The sequence below is a fragment of the Streptomyces sp. LMG1-1-1.1 genome, from assembly GCF_040815545.1.
Taxonomy (GTDB): domain Bacteria; phylum Actinomycetota; class Actinomycetes; order Streptomycetales; family Streptomycetaceae; genus Streptomyces.
The window spans coordinates 145375-161953 of the sequence record NZ_JBFPNH010000016.1; the positions used below are offsets into that span (position 1 = coordinate 145375).

At 73.5% G+C, this 16579-nt stretch carries 12 protein-coding genes; 3 read left to right on the forward strand and 9 right to left on the reverse strand.

Going from position 1 to position 16579, the window contains the following annotated elements; translation table 11 throughout:
- Positions 1–48 precede the first annotated feature (48 nt).
- Positions 49–885: a hypothetical protein gene (locus MRBLMG1_RS07965; RefSeq protein ID WP_367822141.1), complete on the reverse strand. Its 837-nt coding sequence runs from the start codon at positions 883–885 to the stop codon at positions 49–51.
- Between the two features lie 144 nt (positions 886–1029).
- Between MRBLMG1_RS07965 and MRBLMG1_RS07970 the strand changes: the two genes are divergently transcribed.
- Positions 1030–1758: a thioesterase II family protein gene (locus MRBLMG1_RS07970; RefSeq protein WP_367822142.1), complete on the forward strand. Its 729-nt coding sequence runs from the start codon at positions 1030–1032 to the stop codon at positions 1756–1758.
- A gap of 22 nt (positions 1759–1780) precedes the next feature.
- Here the strand turns inward: MRBLMG1_RS07970 and MRBLMG1_RS07975 are convergent, their stop codons facing one another.
- From MRBLMG1_RS07975 to MRBLMG1_RS08000, 6 genes are all read right to left on the reverse strand, one after another.
- Entirely contained in the window at positions 1781–2041 is a 261-nt protein-coding gene (locus MRBLMG1_RS07975; RefSeq protein WP_367822144.1) for an acyl carrier protein, read from the reverse strand.
- Positions 2034–3008 (reverse strand): TIGR03560 family F420-dependent LLM class oxidoreductase, encoded by a 975-nt coding sequence (locus tag MRBLMG1_RS07980; RefSeq protein ID WP_367822146.1) that lies wholly within the window; start codon positions 3006–3008, stop codon positions 2034–2036. Before MRBLMG1_RS07980 ends, MRBLMG1_RS07975 begins: the two co-directional genes overlap by 8 nt.
- Positions 3005–3355 carry a PqqD family protein gene (locus MRBLMG1_RS07985; RefSeq protein ID WP_367822148.1) on the reverse strand — a complete coding sequence of 117 codons (351 nt, stop codon included), beginning with the start codon at positions 3353–3355 and terminating at the stop codon, positions 3005–3007. Before MRBLMG1_RS07985 ends, MRBLMG1_RS07980 begins: the two co-directional genes overlap by 4 nt.
- Positions 3352–5730, reverse strand: a complete 2379-nt coding sequence (locus MRBLMG1_RS07990; protein WP_367822150.1) for a beta-ketoacyl synthase N-terminal-like domain-containing protein — start codon at positions 5728–5730, stop codon at positions 3352–3354. The genes MRBLMG1_RS07985 and MRBLMG1_RS07990 overlap by 4 nt, the downstream gene beginning before the upstream one ends.
- Before the next feature lie 44 nt (positions 5731–5774).
- Complete coding sequence (locus tag MRBLMG1_RS07995) at positions 5775–7628, reverse strand: non-ribosomal peptide synthetase (protein ID WP_367822152.1); 1854 nt, start codon at positions 7626–7628, stop codon at positions 5775–5777.
- 76 nt (positions 7629–7704) lie between these two features.
- Positions 7705–10725: an amino acid adenylation domain-containing protein gene (locus MRBLMG1_RS08000; RefSeq protein WP_367822154.1), complete on the reverse strand. Its 3021-nt coding sequence runs from the start codon at positions 10723–10725 to the stop codon at positions 7705–7707.
- A gap of 378 nt (positions 10726–11103) precedes the next feature.
- Between MRBLMG1_RS08000 and MRBLMG1_RS08005 the strand changes: the two genes are divergently transcribed.
- Positions 11104–12348 carry a hypothetical protein gene (locus MRBLMG1_RS08005; RefSeq protein WP_367822156.1) on the forward strand — a complete coding sequence of 415 codons (1245 nt, stop codon included), beginning with the start codon at positions 11104–11106 and terminating at the stop codon, positions 12346–12348.
- A gap of 122 nt (positions 12349–12470) precedes the next feature.
- Here the strand turns inward: MRBLMG1_RS08005 and MRBLMG1_RS08010 are convergent, their stop codons facing one another.
- Positions 12471–14081, reverse strand: a complete 1611-nt coding sequence (locus tag MRBLMG1_RS08010; protein ID WP_414721509.1) for a M4 family metallopeptidase — start codon at positions 14079–14081, stop codon at positions 12471–12473.
- A 252-nt stretch (positions 14082–14333) separates the two neighbouring features.
- Positions 14334–15497: a Ku protein gene (locus MRBLMG1_RS08015; RefSeq protein WP_367822158.1), complete on the reverse strand. Its 1164-nt coding sequence runs from the start codon at positions 15495–15497 to the stop codon at positions 14334–14336.
- A gap of 50 nt (positions 15498–15547) precedes the next feature.
- Here MRBLMG1_RS08015 and ligD point away from each other — a divergent pair, with 50 nt between their 5' ends.
- Complete coding sequence (ligD, locus tag MRBLMG1_RS08020) at positions 15548–16444, forward strand: non-homologous end-joining DNA ligase (RefSeq protein WP_367822160.1); 897 nt, start codon at positions 15548–15550, stop codon at positions 16442–16444.
- The last annotated feature ends 135 nt before the right edge of the window (positions 16445–16579 follow it).

Genomic DNA, 16579 nt, shown 5'->3' on the forward strand with positions numbered 1-16579 from the left:
GTGCCGGACGGCCGCCGCGACGGGCACGGCACCGCGGGTCGGGTCCGTTCAGGAGGCCGACAGGAAGGCGTCCTCGAGGCGGACGAGGTGGGCCTGGGTCCAGCGGGCCATGCGGCGGGCGGTCGCCGCGTCGGACTCCCCGGGGCGGGCGCCGTCCAGGATCGTCGTGACGTAGTCCTCGACCGTGATCCCGCACTGCGGGGTCTTCTCCAGGCGGCGCACCAGCCACTTCTCGCGCCGGCAGAGCTCGCCGGAGAGCACCAGCGCGGCGTCCGCGATGGTGGCGGCGGCCAGGGCGGCGGACACACGGGCCGTCCTGTCGTCGCCGGCGTCGAGCTGGCCCGCGACGTCCGTGAGGCGGTTCTCCACGTCGGCCTTGAGGCGGCGGGCCCGGGCGCGCGGGTAGGAGGAGCCGGCGATGAGCTCCTTCATGCGCCCGAAGAACTCCTCGTTCTTCAGGGGCATGGCGACGTCGAGCCGGTAGACGAAGTCCTGGAGGAAATCGCCCATGCTGCAGAACTCGACCTCGGTGGCGAGGTAGGGCTCGAGGGCGGTGGTGAGGGTGGAGGTCGGCCACACCTTCAGGTCGACGCGGGCGTTGTCGTAGACGCCCATCCAGTTGTGCCAGCGCACGCCGCTCGAATCGGCGCCGGGCCAGGTCTCCATGGTCTCGTCGATCGGGAGATCGAGTTCCTTGTCGGAGAAGGCGTAGAGGTCGATGTCGCTGAAGGCATTGCCCCACCCGGCCGCGATGGAGCCCGTCATGCAGACGGCCTCGGCCTCGGCCAGTCCGGGAAAGTGCTTGAGGATGGCCTCGAAGGAAATGTCCGGGGGCGTGAGGACCTTCGGCTGTGCGGCGATGACCTGGACTGTGGGGTTGAACATGAGGATACCTTCCGAATAGCAGAGACTACTGGTGCGTTTCACAGGGACCGACCGGGGAAATTCCGCAAAAATCCCCGATTACTTCTCCGCAATACGACTGAATGCTGTACGACTGAATCCGGGCATGGGCTATGATCCATTTCCATGAATACTTCGCACCATTCTCGGACGCTGGTTCCGTGGAGTTCGGAAATACGGAATGAAACCGCCCTCGTCTGCATTCCGTGGGCCGGCGCCGGGGCGACTCCGTTCCGTGCGTGGGGCCCGGTCGTCGGTGACGCGGCCGACGTGTACGGCGTCCGGCTCGCCGGCCGTGAGAGCCGCCAGACCGAACCGCCGGGCACCGTCCTCGCGGACACGGTCGCCGAGCTCGTCCGCGAGGTGACCGCGCTGGGCGTCCCGCGCGTGGCCCTCTTCGGCCACTGCTCGGGAGCCCTGCTCGCGTTCGAACTCGCCCACGCGCTGGGCCGCGCCGACGGCGCCCCCGAGGTGGCGCACCTGCTCGTCGCCTCGCAGCTGCCGCCGCGCGCCTTCGCGGAGGCGGCCGCCGTCACGTCGGACGACGACCTGGCGCGCTTCGTGCCCGAGGACCTGCGGAGCGAACCCGAACTCCTGGAGCTGCTGCTGCCGATCCTCTCCGCGGACATGCGGCTGGTGTCGGACTACGGCCACGCGGCGACCGCGCCGCTCGCCGCCAGGCTGACCGTCGTGTACGGCGCGGCCGACGAGCACCTCGACCGGGCCGCGGTCGACGGCTGGCGTGCCGAGACCACCGGCGCGGCCGAGCTGCGCGAGGTGGCCGGAGCCGACCACCTCTTCGGCGGCGCCGCGTGGCCGGCCCTCGCCGGTTGCGTCCGGGACGCCCTCGGCTGAGGCCCCGGCGGCCCGGGTCCGCTCACGCATCGTCGAGGAGCTCCGTGAGCTGCGCGACGGTCGGGTGGGAGAAGACCTGGACGAGCTTGAGGTCCGGCCAGCGGCCGCGCAGGACGTGGACGACCTGCACCACCGTGCCCGACGAGGCACCCAGGTCGAAGAAGCCCGTGTCGGGGTCGACCTCGTCCAGGCCGAGGGCGTCGGCCCAGACCGCCGCGATGACCTCGCCCGCGGGGCCGTCCAGGTCCAGGACGGCCCCGGATTCCGCGGAGGGCTCAGTCATCGAGCACCTCGCGCAGCGTCGTGCCGACCCGGTGCAGGTGGTCGAGGTCGCTCGGGTCGAGGACCGTGACGATCATCCCCTCGACGCCGGCCGCGCGGTACTCCTCGATCCGCTCCTGCACCTGGGCCCGGGTGCCGCACAGCGCGAGGCCGCGGGCCGCGCTCGGCGCCACGCCCAGGAGCGTGCCCATCCGTTCCAGCGACTCCTGGAGCTCGGACTCGGAGTCGGTGACGATCGCCGTGCCCAGCCACGTCCGGCTGATCTCGGCGCTGTCGCGGCCGACGGCCTCGCAGGCCCGCTCCAGCACCTCGATCTTGTGGCGCACGGTGGCGGGTCCGCCGAAGAAGTTGCAGGCGTCCCCGTGCCGCGCCACCAGCGGGATGAGCACCTTCTCGCCACCGCCGCCGATGAGGATCGGCGGGCCGCCGGGGCTGACCGGCGCCGGCACGTTGAGGGGCTCGTCCACGCTGTGGTGCTGCCCGGAGAACCGCGGCGCGTGCTCGGTGAACATCGCGCGGCAGATCTGCACCGCCTCGTCGAGCGCCGCGAGGCGCTCCCGGGGCGTCCGGAACTCCATGCCGTACGCGTGGGTCTCGTCCTGGTGCCAGCCGGCACCGATGCCGAGGACCGCGCGCCCCGAGCTGATGATGTCGATGGTGGTGACCATCTTCGCCAGCAGCGCCGGGTTGCGGAAGCTGTTGCACGACACGAGCACGCCGAGACGGGCGGACGTGGTCACGGCGGCCAGCGCGGCGAGCGTCGTGTACGCCTCCAGGATCGGTTCGTCGGCCTCGCCGACGGACGCGATCTGGTGGACGTGGTCCATCGTCCAGAGGCTGTCGAACCCGGACGCCTCGGCGGCGTGCGCGATGTCGACGACCTTCTGGAAGATCTTGTTGTCCATGACTCCCGGGAAGGAGTACCCGGCGTACTGGAGGCCGACCCGGGTGAGGGGGGCGCGGCTCATCCGGAGACCGTCAGCTGGGCGAAGGCCTCGGCGTCGGCGTCGGACACGAGCTCGACGAGGCCGAGGTCGAGCAGGCGCTCGCTCACCTCGTGGACGGCCTGGCGGATCTCCCCGACCGGCAGGTCGAGCTGTCCGGCGACGCCGTCGGCGATCTCGGCGAGGGTGCGGCGTCCGTCGACGAGCAGCCAGACCACGCGCGCGTCGCGGTCGAGCACGTACCGGCCGATGACGGTCTCCAGCAGGACCCCGCCCTCGGCGCGGTCGCTCAGCTCCATGACCTGGTCCGTCCGGCGGGCGGTGACGTCCATGCGGCGGACGAGGACGGTGGTGTCGTTGACAGTGCTCATGCGTTCTTCTCCATGGCCAGGGCCTCCTCGACAGAGGTCGTGGTGGCGGCGATCGTGGGGGCGATGAACGGCAGGTCGACCGGGAGGTCGATGCCGAATCCGGCGTTCAGGCGAGCGCCGATCTCCACCGCGTACAGCGAGTCGCCCCCGAGGTCGTTCACGAAATGCGCGTCGGGCGCGATGTGCTGGATGCCGAGGACCTCGCGCCAGACCTGCTCGACGAACTCGGCGACGTTCACCGCGGCGTCGTCCGGCGTCTCCGGCCGGACGAGTTCGGGCTCGGGCCGGGGCTCCGGCCGGTCGAGCCAGAACCGGCTGCGGGTGAAGGGGTAGGTCGGCAGCGGCACCCGGCCGCGCGGCTCGTCGCCGTAGTAGGCGGCCCAGTCGACCGCCACTCCGGCCCGCCACGCGGCGGCCACCGCCTCGACCAGGTCGAACGACGGGCCGACCAGAACCTGGCCCACCCGCTCGCGCACCGACCCGGCGTCGGCGCCGTCGCCGGTGCAGGCGGCGAGCGCCGTCTCCAGCGCGGCGGGGTCGGCGCCCCCGGCCAGCCAGTCGGCGGCCGGGCGCGCCCAGTCCGGGGCGTCCACGCGGGAGAACGTCAGACCGAGCCGGCGCAGGATCCGGGCGATGCCCAGCGCGGTGAGCGCGCCGGCCCGATGCGGGGCGAGGTCCGCGAGCGGGGTCGCGTCGGCGAGGCCCTCGGTGAGCGCGCCGACCTCGGCGCCGAACAGCGGCTCGGTGGCGAGCAGTCGCTCGCCGAGCGCGGCCAGTTCGGCGGGGGTGCCGTGGACCGCCAGCGACCAGCGGGTGGTGGGGCGGCCGGTCTCGGCGGCCGCCTTCAGCTGCGCGAGGGCCTCGTCCGCGTCGGCGGCGACGGCGGCCCAGCGGCGCGTGAAGCGGGCCCGGCCCACGCCCAGCGTGTAGGCGATGTCGGCCAGTTCGGGCCGCTCGCCCGGGGCCGTCGCCGCGAGCCGCTCGGCGAGCCGCTCCCGCATGCGCGTCAACTCGTCGTCGGTACGGGCCGACAGGGCGATGACCTGGCGCGGGCGCGCGGCCGGCGCGGCGGGCGCGGTGGGCGCGGCCTCCACGACGACGTGTGCGTTCGATCCGCCGAGGCCGAACGAGCTGACGCCCGCGATGCGCGGTCCTTCGGCGTCCCACGACCGCGTCTCGGCGGTGATGACGAAGGGCGAGGAGGCGAGCGGGATCTCGGGGTTCGGGCGGCTGAAGTGCAGTGTTCCGGGCACGGTGGCCCGCTCGACGGCGAGGGTCGCCTTGATGAGGCCGGCGATGCCGGCCGCCGCGTCGGTGTGCCCGATGTTGGGCTTGACCGAGCTCAGCGTGAGGCTCTCGGCCGCCCTGCCGGGGGTGGCGAAGACGCGGCGGAGCGCCTCGAACTCGACGGGGTCGCCGATGGCGGTGCCGGTGCCGTGGGCCTCGACGTAGCCGACCTCGTCGGGTGTGACGCCCGCGCGGGCGAGCGCGCCGCGGATGACGGCCTCCTGGCCGGCGATGTTCGGCACGGTGAAGCTGGCGCGCGAGCCGCCGTCGTTGTTGACGGCCCAGCCGCGGATCACGGCCCTGCGCCGGTCGTGGGCGTCCTGGGCGTCGGCGTCGCGCCGGAGCACGACGATGCCGGCGCCCGCGCCGGGGACGGTGCCCGAGGCGTCGGCGTCGAAGGCGCGGCAGCGGCCGTCGGCGGACAGGATGCCGCCCTCGGTGTGGTCGTAGCCGTCGACGTCGGGCATGAGCAGGCTGACGCCGCCGGCCAGCGCGATGTCGCAGTCGCCGGCCGCGAGCGCCGAGCAGGCCTGGGCGACGGCGCTGAGCGCGGTGGCGCAGCCGGTCTGCACGGTGATCGACGGTCCGGTCAGGCCGAGTTTGAAGGCCAGCCGGGGGGCGAGGAAGTCCTTCTCGTTGGCCAGGGTGATGCGCACGTCGCCGCCGCGGCCCGCGCGCTCCTCGGCCGGGGCGACGTACTCGCGGAAGTAGTGGTTCTCGCCCGAGCCGACGAACACGCCGACGACCGCGTCGCGCTGCCCGGCGTAGCCGGCGTCCTCCAGCGCCTCGGCCGCGACTTCGAGGAGCACCCGCTGCTGCGGGTCCATGACGACGGCCTCGGTCGGGGGCGTACGGAAGAAGTCCGCGTCGAACCACTCGACGTCGGCGACCTTCGCCGCCGCGTGCACGCGCCGGGCCCCGCCGTCCCGCTCCGCACCGTCGGCCGGGCCGGCCGCGTCGACGCGGGCGACCGACTCGACGCCGCCGACGAGGTTGGTCCAGTAGCTCTCGACGTCGTCGGCGCCCGCGAAGCGCGCCGCCATGCCGATGACGGCGATGGGCCGTGCGTGCAGGGGTGTTCGTTCCATGTGAGGACTCCAGGTGGATCGGTGTGGCGTTGCGGCGGCGGCTCTCACGACGCGGTGGGCACCGGCGGGGTCGTGCTTCCGGCGCGGACCCGTCCGACGAAGTCGGCCAGGACGGGTGCCTCGAACAGGGCGCGCATGGGGACGTCCGCCCCGAGTTCCCTGCGGGTCCGGTTGACGACCTTGATCACCATCAGCGAGTGCCCGCCGAGGGAGAAGAAGTCGTCCGCGGGGCCGACGTCGGCGACTCCGAGCTCCTCGGCCCAGATGCCGGCCACGGCTTCTTCGAGGGAGTCGCCGCGCGGCTGCCGGGCGGCCGGGTCCGCGCTCGCCGGCGCGGTACGGGCCCCGGCGAGCAGGGCCCGGCGGTCGACCTTGCCGTTCGCGGTGAGCGGCAGGGCGTCCAGGACGCGGAGTTCACCGGGGACCATGTGGGCGGGCAGCCGGCCGGCGAGGAAGGTCCGCAGCTCCGCCGCGTCGGGGCCGCCGGGCCTGACGGTCGCCCACGCGAGGAGCGTCGAGCCGACCGATTCGCCGGTGTCGGTCAGGACACAGGCGTCGACGACGGCCGGGTGCGCCTTGACGGCCGCGCCGATCTCGCCGAGTTCGATGCGGTAGCCGCGTACCTTCACCTGCTCGTCCCGGCGTCCCACGTAACGGAGTTCGCCGTCGGCGTCCTGCCGTGCCAGGTCGCCGCTGAAGTAGGTGGGGCGGTCGTCGCCGGGGCCCCAGGAGACGGTGCGGAAGGCGCGTGCGGTGGTGTCGGCGTCGCGGAAGTAGCCGCGGGCGAGTCCCGGTCCCGAGATCGTGATCTCGCCGACCTCGCCGGCCGGGGTCGGCGCGCCGTCGGCGTCGCGCAGGGAGATGTCCAGGTCGGGCAGCGGTACGCCGATGGGGCTGCCGGCGTCGGCGGCGGCGTCCGCGGCGGTGATGCGGCGGTAGGTGACGTGGACGGTGGTCTCGGTGATCCCGTACATGTTCACCACGAGGGGCTGCTCGTCGCCGCGGCGGGCGAACCAGGCGCCGAGCGAGGCCGGGTCGAGCCGCTCGCCGCCGAGGACGACGAGCCGCAGCCGGTCGAGCCGGGCCTCCCGCTGCTCGTCGGCGCTGATCAGGGCGGCCAGTGCCGAGGGGGTCTGGCTCAGGACCGTGACGCCTTCGTCGTCGATGAGCCGGAGCAGCTCGTCGGGGGCCCGGGCCTTGTCGTCGTCGACGACGACGAGGCGGCCGCCGAACAGCAGCGCGCCCCACATCTCCCACACCGAGAAGTCGAAGGCGAAGGAGTGCAGCATGGTCCACACGTCGTCGGGGCCGAGTTCGTAGAGGCCCGCCGTCACGGCCATGAGCCGGGTGACGTTGCGGTGGGTGATCTCGACGCCCTTGGGGGTTCCGGTGGATCCCGACGTGAACATCACGTAGGCGAGGTCGTCCGGGCCGACCGTGACGTCCACCGGGGGGCAGGTGGCGTCGGGCGCGGTCTCGGCGAGGACGACCGGGCCGTCGTGCCACTGCCGCGCACGGTCGGCGAGTGCGCCGGTGGTCAGGAGCACGGGGGCGGCGACGCGTCCGATCAGGCCGGCGACGCGCGTGTCGGGGTGGCGCGGGTCGAGCGGCACGTAGGCCGCGCCGGCCATGAGGACGCCGAGGATCGCCGGCACGATGTGGCGGCGCGGCACGAGCACGGGCACGAGGTCGCCGCGGCGCACGCCGGCGGCGGCCAGGCGGGCCGCGATGCCGCCGGCGACCTGGTGGAGTTCCGCGTACGAGAGAGACGTGCCGCCGGCGGTCAGCGCGATGGCCTGGTCGCTCAGGGCCGCCTGGTGGGCGAACCAGGCGGGCAGCGTGGAGGCGACTTCCGCGCGCTCGGTCGGTGTGCCGGCGTCGCTGAGAACTTCGGGCAACTCTTCCCCCAGGGAACGAACAGGTCTCGGTGTCGGTCGGAGCGCGCGCCGCCGAGGGGCGCGCTCCGGGCGGGTGTCAGGCGTTCTCGGTGAACGCGTCGAGGAGTGGCTCAAGCCGCGCGCAGAGTGCGGCGATCCGCTCCCGGGGCACCCGGGGCGGGTACTCGACGCGTCCGGACAGTCCGGACGCGTCGTGGTCGGTGAACAGGACGGTCCAGGGCCAGCGCACGCCCAGCGGGGTGACGGGCAGCGACCGTGCCGCGCATCCGGGGACGGACAGCGCGGGGGCCGGATCGCGGTCCCAGGCGATGACGAGCGGCGCGAGGAATCCGGCGTCGCGCAGGCCGAGTTCGCCCATGAGCAGCGGGAAGGGCACGCGCGACCAGGTGCGGGCCTCGTCGACGGCCTCCCGCGCCCGGCGCAGGGCCCGCGCCGGACCGTCGTCGCCGGGCGTGCCGGGGTGCGGGCCGAACGGCACGGTCGTGAGGAAGTAGCCGGCGGCGTCGACCGCGTCCACGTCGTCCCGGTCGGCGACGGCGAGCGCGAACCTGCCGTCCGTGTCCGCCAGTTCGCACAGCGGGTCGAGGAGGGCGGCCAGCACGACGGCGAACGCCGTCGTACCGTCGCGGCGCGCCCGGTCGCGTACGCGGGACCAGACCCGCGCCCCGACCGTGAAGCCCTCGACCGCGCAGGAGTCCTGTGCCGGGCCCGCCGCCGCGCGGTCGGGCAGCCAGCCGCGTGCCCGGTCCGCCGCCGCGCGGACGGCGGCCCTGCCCTCCGGGGAGTCGAGGTGGCGCCGCTGCCGGCGCGCGTAGTCGGCGTGGGCGTGGTCCTCGGGGAGGTCGGGCGCGTCACCGCTGAGCGCGGCGGCGAGTTCCTCCAGGACGACCCGGGCGCTCCACGCGTCGACGACGAGGTGGTGCCAGACGACGAGGACGCGGACGGTGTCCGCGGCGGACAGGACCACGGCCCGGACGAGGGGGCCGCGGCCGAGGTCGAACGCCGGGTGCTGGAACTCGGCGAGCAGCCGCTCCCAGGCGTCGTCCACGCTCTGCCCGGCCTCGACGGTCCTGACCGGGACGGACACCGGCCCGCCGTCGGTCACGAACCGGGCGTCGTCCTCGTCGACCCGGCCCCGGAAGACGGCGTGGCGGTCGAGGACTCCGGCCAGTTCCTTGGCCGTGCGCTCGGGGCAGAGCGTGCCGGTGAACTCCACGGCCACGGACTCGTGGAAGGTCCCGTGGGGCGCGGCGCCGGTGAGCTCCGCCGCCCAGATGCCCGCCTGGCCCGGGGTCAGCGGTGACGACTCCGCGCCGGTTCCCCCGGTGCCGGGGCCGTCCACGGCCGGCAGGGCGGGTACGCGTGCCGCCAGTGCGGCCAGGGTGGGTGCCGCGAGGACGTCGCCGGCGGTGACGGCCCGGCCGGTGGCGGCCCGCAGGACGGCCGCGAGGCGGGTCGCCTGCAGGGAGTCGCCGCCGGACTCGGCGAACCCGAGGTCGAGGACCGACGCCGGGGCGTGGGCGAGGACCGTGCGGCAGGCGTCCTCGACGGCCCGCTCGTACCGGTTCAGGGCCTGCCGCGCCGGCGCCTCGTCCGTCCGCGGGAGGGCGGCGCGGTCGAGCTTGCCGTCGCTGGTCATCGGTACGCGGTCCAGCGCGAAGAACCGCCGGGGCACGGCCTGCGAGGGGAGTTCCCCGGCGAGCCGTTCCCTGAGCGCGGTCCACAGCTCGACGCCGGCGGGGGCGGCGGCGTCCGAGAGCACCACGAAGGCGGTCAGGACGGACGGACCGCCGGGGCTCGCCGGCCGGGCGAGCACGGCGACGTCCGCGATCCCGTCGCACCGGCGGAGGGCGGCCTCCGTCTCCGCGGGTTCGACGCGGACGCCGTCGATCTTGAGCTGGTCGTCGAGCCGGCCGAGGAAGGTCAGTTCGCCGGTGGCGTCGGCGACGACGACGTCGCCGGTCCGGTACATGAGTCCGTCGCCGTCGGCTGCGGGCACGAAGCGTTCCGCGGTGCGGCCGGGGTCGTGGAGGTAGCCGAGGGCGACGCCCTCGCCGGCGACGCACAGCTCGCCGGGCTGCCCCTGCTCCACCGGCGCGAGCCGGTCGTCGAGCACGAAGCCGCGGTTGCCCTCGACGAGTTCGCCGATGGGGGTCCGCCGCTGCGGATCCGCGCAGTGGCCGGGCACCGTGTAGAGGGTGGCGCAGACCGTGGTCTCGGTCGGCCCGTAGCCGTTCACGACGACCAGGCCCGGGGTGCTCTCCCGCAGGTCGACGAGGAGTCCCAGGGGGATGGGCTCGACGCCGGTGAGCAGGCGCCGGAGCCGCGGGGCGGGCCGGTCGCCGGCCGTCCGGTCGCGGAGCGCCGTGAGGAACTGGGGCGGCAGGTAGGCGGAGTCGACGCGCTGCTCCGCCAGGTGGTCGAGGGTGGCGTCGATGTCGCGGCGGTAGGCGTCGGGCACCGGGACCACGGTCCCGCCGCTGGTGAGCGCGCTCCACATCTCGTACACGGACACGTCGAAGCCGGGCGACGTCCACCAGCTGTGCCGTGCGCCGGGGCCGAGCGGGGCCCGGCGCTGGAACGCGGCGAGGAGGTTGTGGACGCCGCGGGCCGGGACGACGACGCCCTTGGGCGTGCCGGTCGACCCGGAGGTGTAGATGACGTAGGCGGGGTCGTCGCCGTCCGTGGCGGGGTCGTGCCGCTCCGGGCCGGGCGTGCCGGGGGCGGGCCGTGCTTCGAGGAGGGGCGCGACGGCGCGTACGTCGTCGTCGCCGGCGCGGAGGACGACCGAGGGCCGGGCGTCGGCGAGGATCTGCTCGCGCCGCTTGGCGGGGCCGGTCACGTCGAGCGGGACGTACGCGGCGCCGACGGCGGTCGCCGCGAGGACGCCGACGACGAAGAGCGGCCCCACCGGCATCTCGACGGCGACGAGGTCGCCCGTGCCGACGTCCCGCGCGGACAGGCGGTCCGCGAGCGCGGCGGCCGCGGCGGCCAGCCGCCGGTAGTCGACCGCTCCGTCGGGGCCGGCGAACGCCTCCTGGTCAGGGTGGGTTCCGGCGACCTCGACGAACGTCCGCCACAAGTTCCGGTGTGTCACGGGAGACCTTCTCGAGTCGTGGTGTGAGCGCACTTCCCCCTCGACCCGGCTGTGCGCTCACCGCCCGCCGCCGTGTGGGCGGGCCGTTCGGTGCCTGGATTGGAGCACGCTGCGTCGGCCCCTGGCCATGGATTCGTATCTCGCCGAACGCGCCCCGAAGTTCTTTGACCGCCTCTTCGGGCCCGTGCTTTGATGCGTGACGCACAGGGCAGCGCCATGACCACGTTCCAGGGGCACCTCACCCGGACGCTGTCCTCGAAGACGCGGATGGCGACGTCCTGCGCTGCACCGGAGCGGCCGGCCGCTCGCCGATCCTCTTCACGTGGAAGTCGCATCACGCCTCTCGGCGTCGCCGCACCACCACTTCACGGAGCGAAGATGCGATACCTCATTCTCAATCGAACCTCCCTCCTCATGCGCCGCTACGACGTCTGGCTGGGACCGGAGCATGAAGTCGTCCTCGTCACCGCCGCATCCGCGGTGCCCAAGGACCCCGAAGAACGCGCCGCCGTGCTGGCCGGATACGCCCACGTCGAGTGCGTCGACAGCTTCCACTTCGACCCGGCCGTCGACCGGCTCGCCCTCGAACTCCACGAGAAGTGGGACTTCGACGACGTGCTGGCCTTCGCGGAGTTCGACCTGATGCGCGCCGCGCGGATCCGCGCCTCCCTGGGCATACCCGGCCACGCGCCGGAGGACGTCATGGCGTTCCGGGACAAGTTCGCCATGAAGGTGAAGCTGCGGGAGGCCGGCGTGCCGCTGCTTCCCTTCGCCGCCGTCACCTACGCGACGGACGTCCTCGACTTCGTCGCGGAACACGGCTACCCGATCGTGGTCAAGCCCCGCCGCGGCGGCGGCTCGATGGACGTGGAGGTGCTGCGCGGCCCGGACGACCTGACCGGCCTGTTCGAGCGCAATCCGGAACTGGGCACCGACGACGGCGCCCACCTGCTCGCCGAGACCTTCCTCGACCACGAGCTCTTCCACATCGACGGCGTCCTCGTCGACGGCGAGGTGCGGATGGTCTGGCCGTCCAGCCAGGGCGACACCACCTGCCTGGACATCGTCAACGGCCTCTCGCTGCGCAGCTCCCTGATGGACCCCGACGACCCGCTCACCGAGCAGCTGCGCGCGATGACGCTCGCGTCGCTGGAGGCCCTTCCCACGCCGGGGAGCTGCGTCTTCCACGCGGAGATCTTCCGCGACCGCCAGGGCGACGCGGGTCTCGTCTTCAACGAGATCGCGGTCCGGATGGGCGGCGGCATGATCGAGGACATGCTCGAACTCGGTTTCGGCGTCAAGCCGCACGAGGTGTACTTCCGGTCCCTCGGCGGCAACAACCCGCCCGAGATCCCGGCGCGCCCGCTGCGCATCGCCGGCGTGACGCTCTTCCCCCCGCGCCCCGGCACGCTCGTCGAGATCCCGGAGCACTGCCCGGTCCCGGACGTCGCGGTCTACCAGCGCTACGCCAAGCCCGGAACGGTCATGGCGGGCGCGCAGTTCAGCACGGACAAGATCGCCTCGGCCCTGGTGACCGGCGAGTCGCGCAAGGAGGTCGAGGACGTCCTCGCCGAGGTGCACGCCTGGTTCGACCGGACGGCGGTCGTCACCGACACCGTCTGACCCCGGCCTCGGCCCGCGGTCGGAGGAACGGGGCGGAGGAACGGGGGCGGAGGAACGGGGGCGGAGGAACGGGGGGCGCCCGGCGGTCGGAACCGCCGGGCGCCCCTGGTGTTCACGCGGTGTTACTTGACGTTGATCGCGGTCCAGGCCGCGGCGACCGCGTTGTACTGGGTGCTGCCGGCGCCGTACAGGTCCGTCGCGGCGTTCAGGGTGGCCGTGCGGGCGCCCGAGTAGCCGGTGGTGGAGGTCATGTAGGTGGACAGCGCCTTATACCAGATCTTGTACGCGGCGGTGCGGCCGATGCCCGTGACGGTGGAGCCGTCGTAGGTCGGCGAGTTGTAGGCGACGCCGTTGATGGTCTTGGCGCCGCTGCCCTCGGAGAGCAGGTAGAAGAAGTGGTTGGCCGGGCCCGAGGAGTAGTGGACGTTGAGGCGGCCGACCGACTTCGACCAGTAGTCGGCGGACTTGCCGTCCTTGCTGGGCTTGTCCATGTAACGGAGCGGCGTGCCGTTGCCGTTGATGTCGATCTTCTCGCCGATGAGGTAGTCGCCGGCGTCGGTGGCGTTGCCCGCGTACCACTCGACCGAGGTGCCGAAGATGTCGGAGGTGGCCTCGTTCAGGCCGCCGGACTCGCCGCTGTAGCGGAGGTTGGCGGTGGAGGAGGTCAGACCGTGGGACATCTCGTGGCCGGCCACGTCGAGGGACGTGAGCGGGTGGGTGTTGTTGATGCCGTCGCCGTAGGTCATGCAGAAGCAGGAGTCGTCCCAGAAGGCGTTCACGTAGGCGCTGCCGTAGTGGACGCGGGAGTAGGCGGCGACGCCGTCGCCGCGGATGCCGCTGCGGCCGAGCTCGTTCTTGTAGAAGTCCCACGTGACGGCCGCGCCGTAGTGGGCGTCGGCGGCGGCGGTCTCGCGGCTGGACGCGAGGCCGTTGCCCCAGGTGTCGGTGGAGTTGGTGAAGAGGCTGCCGGTGCCGGACGTGCCGCCGTTGAGGTCGTACGTCTTGTGGCCGCCGCGCGTGGCGTCGGTGAGGGTGAACGAGCCCGAGGTGCCGAGGCTGACCTGGCCGGCGTACATGGTGTTGCCGGTGCCGGTCTCGATCATCTCGTAGGCGTGGAGCTCCTTGCCCGTGGTGGCGTCGGTGACGACCTGGCGGCGGCTCGGGGTGCCGTCCGGCTGGACGCCGGTGACGATCGTCTCCCAGGCGAGGACGGGCTTGCCGCTCGCGGCCCAGATCACCTTGCGGGCGGTGGAGGCGGCCTCCGAGGCGTTGGCGCCGGAGGCGAGGGCGGCCTGCTTGGCGGCCGCGACGGGGACCGCGGCGGCCGTGCTCGCCACGGATATGCGGGCCTCGGTCGCCTTGGTGGTGGAGCGGGCGCCCGACTTCTTCTGGTGGACGACCAGGTCGCCGCCGAGGACCGGCAGGCCCTCGTAGGTGCGCTCGTAGCGCGTGTGGACCGTTCCGTCCGCGTCCTTGACGACGTCGCGGACGACGAGCGCCTCCTTGCCGGACAGGCCGATGGCCTTGCCGGTGGCGGCGGCACCGGCCTGGGCCTCCTGGACGGCCGCGGCGCGCTGGTTGCCGGAGAGCGCGACGGAGGTGGCGCCGGCCTCGAGCTGGGCGTCGGCGTTGGCGGATCCGGTCTGGACACCGACCACGACCATGGCGGCCGAGGCGATCAGGGCGGCGGCGCGGGCGGTGGTGCGGCGGTGCGAGGACTGCTGGCGGGTCACGCGGGCTCCTTCGCTGAAAAGCGTGGGGGTTGTGGGGGAGGGTGATGCGGGTGAGAGCGTGCCAGCGAAGTTCCACGTTTGACAGGTCTGCAACAAGGATTTGACCAGCTGTTGTCCGAAGGACAGATAACTCTGTTCGGTATGCGGCGAGTTAGCCGCCCTCGTGCCCGTCTTCGGGCAGCACGAAGCCCCCCGGAGGAGTGATGCGTTCCGGGGGGCTTCGATGGGGCGGGCGGGCCGGGGGCCCGCCCGTCAGGCCGAGCGCTTGCGGGGCGTCGCCTTCTTGGCCGTCGTCTTCGCCGGGGCCTTCTTGGCCGTCGTCTTCTTGGCCGTCGCCTTCTTGGCCGTCGTCGACTTCGCCGTCGTCGTCGACTTCGCCGTCGTCGACTTCGCCGTGCTCTTCTTCGCCGACGCCGTCTCCTTCGCCGTCGCCCCGGCCGTCGACGTCGACTTGCGGGCGGGAGCCGCCGTCTTCTTGGCGGCCGTCCGGGAGGTGGACTTCTTGGCGTCCGTGGCCTTGGGCGTACGACTCGTGCCGCCGGCCCGGGTGGCGCCGCCGGCCCGGGTCGTGCGCGGCGTGAGCGGGGTGACCTCGGCGACCTCTTCCGCCCCGGCCTCGCCCGCCGCCTCGCCGCGCGCCTCCCGCGCCGCCCGGACGCTGCTCTCCAGGGCCGCCATGAGGTCGATGACCTGACCGCCGCCGCCCTCCTCCCCCGGTGCCGGGGGCGCGACGCCCTCGCCGCCCTCCGCCTTCGCCGCGATCATCTCCTCGACCGCGGTCCGGTAGTCGTCGTGGAGGGTGCTGATGTCGACCTCGCCGAGGGTGGCCATCAGCGCGTCCGCCAGGTCGAGTTCGGCATCGCGCACGGTGACCGGCGACTCGGGGGCCACGCCCTCCGGGGCGCGGATCTCGTCCGGCCAGAGCAGTCCGTGCATGGCGATCACGTCGTCGACGACCCGGAGCATGCCGAGCCGCTCCCGCCCCCGCAGGGCGTACTTCGCGAGCGCCACCTTGTCGCTGCGCTTGAGCGCCTCGCGGAGCAGGGTGTACGGCTTCGCGGCGGGCACGCCGTTCGCCGAGAGGTAGTAGGCGGCGTCCATCTGGAGCGGGTCGATCTCCCCGGCCGGGACGAACGCGACGATCTCGATCGTCTTGGCCGTGGGCAGCGGCAGCGCGGCCAGGTCCTCGTCGGTGATCGGGATCATGGTCCCGTCGGCGTCCTCGTACGCCTTGCCGATCTCGGCCTGGGCGACCTCCTCGCCGTCCAGCTCGCACACCTTCTTGTAGCGGACGCGGCCGCCGTCCTCGGTGTGGATCTGCCGGAAGGAGACGGACCGGCTCTCGGTGGCGTTCACCAGCTTGATCGGGATGCTGACGAGCCCGAAGGAGATGGCACCGTTCCAGATGGATCGCACGGTTCTTACCTTTCGTGCCGAAGAGTCCGGAAACGTGGGATTCTCATCGTATGACGCCCATCACGGAGGTGGAGGGGCGCCGGCTCGCGCTCAGCAACCTCGACAAGGTGCTCCACCCGGCCACCGGCACCACCAAGGGCGAGGTCCTCCACTACTACGCGACCGTCGGGGCCGCGATCCTGCCGCATCTGCGCGACCGGCCGGTGTCCTTCCTGCGCTATCCGGACGGCCCGGAGGGGCAGCTCTTCTTCACCAAGAATCCGCCGCCCGGCACACCCTCCTGGGTGACGACCGCCCCCGTGCCCCGCTCCGAGGACCCCCGGGCCCGACAGGTGGTGGTCGACGACCTGGCGTCGCTGATGTGGGCGGCGAACCTGGTCGTCGAGTTCCACACGCCGCAGTGGCGGGCCTCCTCCCCCGCCGTCGCCGACCGGCTCGTGTTCGACCTCGACCCCGGGGCGCCCGCGACCGTCACGGAGTGCTGCCGGGTCGCGCTCCACCTGCGCGAGCGGCTCGCGGCGGACGGTCTGGAGGCCTTCGCCAAGACCTCCGGCTCCAAGGGGCTGCACCTGCTCGTGCCGGTGGCACCCGCCCCGTCCGCGCACGTCTCCGCGTACGCGCGACGGCTCGCCGTCGAAGCCGAGGCCGCGCTGCCGGAGCTGGTCGTGCACCGGATGGCCCGGGCGCTGCGGCCCGGCAAGGTCTTCGTCGACCACAGCCAGAACGCCGCCGCCAAGACCACCGCCACCCCCTACACCCTGCGGGCCAGGACCCTTCCCGCCGCCTCGGCTCCCGTCACCTGGGACGAGGTCGAGCAGTGCGCCGACGCCGCCCCGGGCCCCGCCCGGCTCGTCCTCCTCATGGACGACATCGCGCCACGTCTCGAGCGGTACGGGGAGCTCCTCGCGCCGCTTTTCTCGCCTGAACGGGCGGGAGACGTGCCGTGAACGGAGGCTTCGGGGCAGGACGGGGCGACGGCGGGGCGACGCGGGACGGCGGCGCGGCGGCACGGGACGGCGGCGGCAGCGGCAGCGGCAGCGGCAGCGGCGGCGGCGGCGCGGCACAGAACGACGGGGCGGGAC

Bases quoted from the DNA above. Each gene is read 5' to 3' on its own strand.
- MRBLMG1_RS07965 (WP_367822141.1), bottom strand. From the start codon at position 885: ATGTTCAACCCCACAGTCCAGGTCATCGCCGCACAGCCGAAGGTCCTC.
- MRBLMG1_RS07970 (WP_367822142.1), top strand. From the start codon at position 1,030: ATGAATACTTCGCACCATTCTCGGACGCTGGTTCCGTGGAGTTCGGAA.
- MRBLMG1_RS07975 (WP_367822144.1), bottom strand. From the start codon at position 2,041: ATGACTGAGCCCTCCGCGGAATCCGGGGCCGTCCTGGACCTGGACGGC.
- MRBLMG1_RS07980 (WP_367822146.1), bottom strand. From the start codon at position 3,008: ATGAGCCGCGCCCCCCTCACCCGGGTCGGCCTCCAGTACGCCGGGTAC.
- MRBLMG1_RS07985 (WP_367822148.1), bottom strand. From the start codon at position 3,355: ATGAGCACTGTCAACGACACCACCGTCCTCGTCCGCCGCATGGACGTC.
- MRBLMG1_RS07990 (WP_367822150.1), bottom strand. From the start codon at position 5,730: ATGGAACGAACACCCCTGCACGCACGGCCCATCGCCGTCATCGGCATG.
- MRBLMG1_RS08005 (WP_367822156.1), top strand. From the start codon at position 11,104: ATGCGATACCTCATTCTCAATCGAACCTCCCTCCTCATGCGCCGCTAC.
- ligD (WP_367822160.1), top strand. From the start codon at position 15,548: ATGACGCCCATCACGGAGGTGGAGGGGCGCCGGCTCGCGCTCAGCAAC.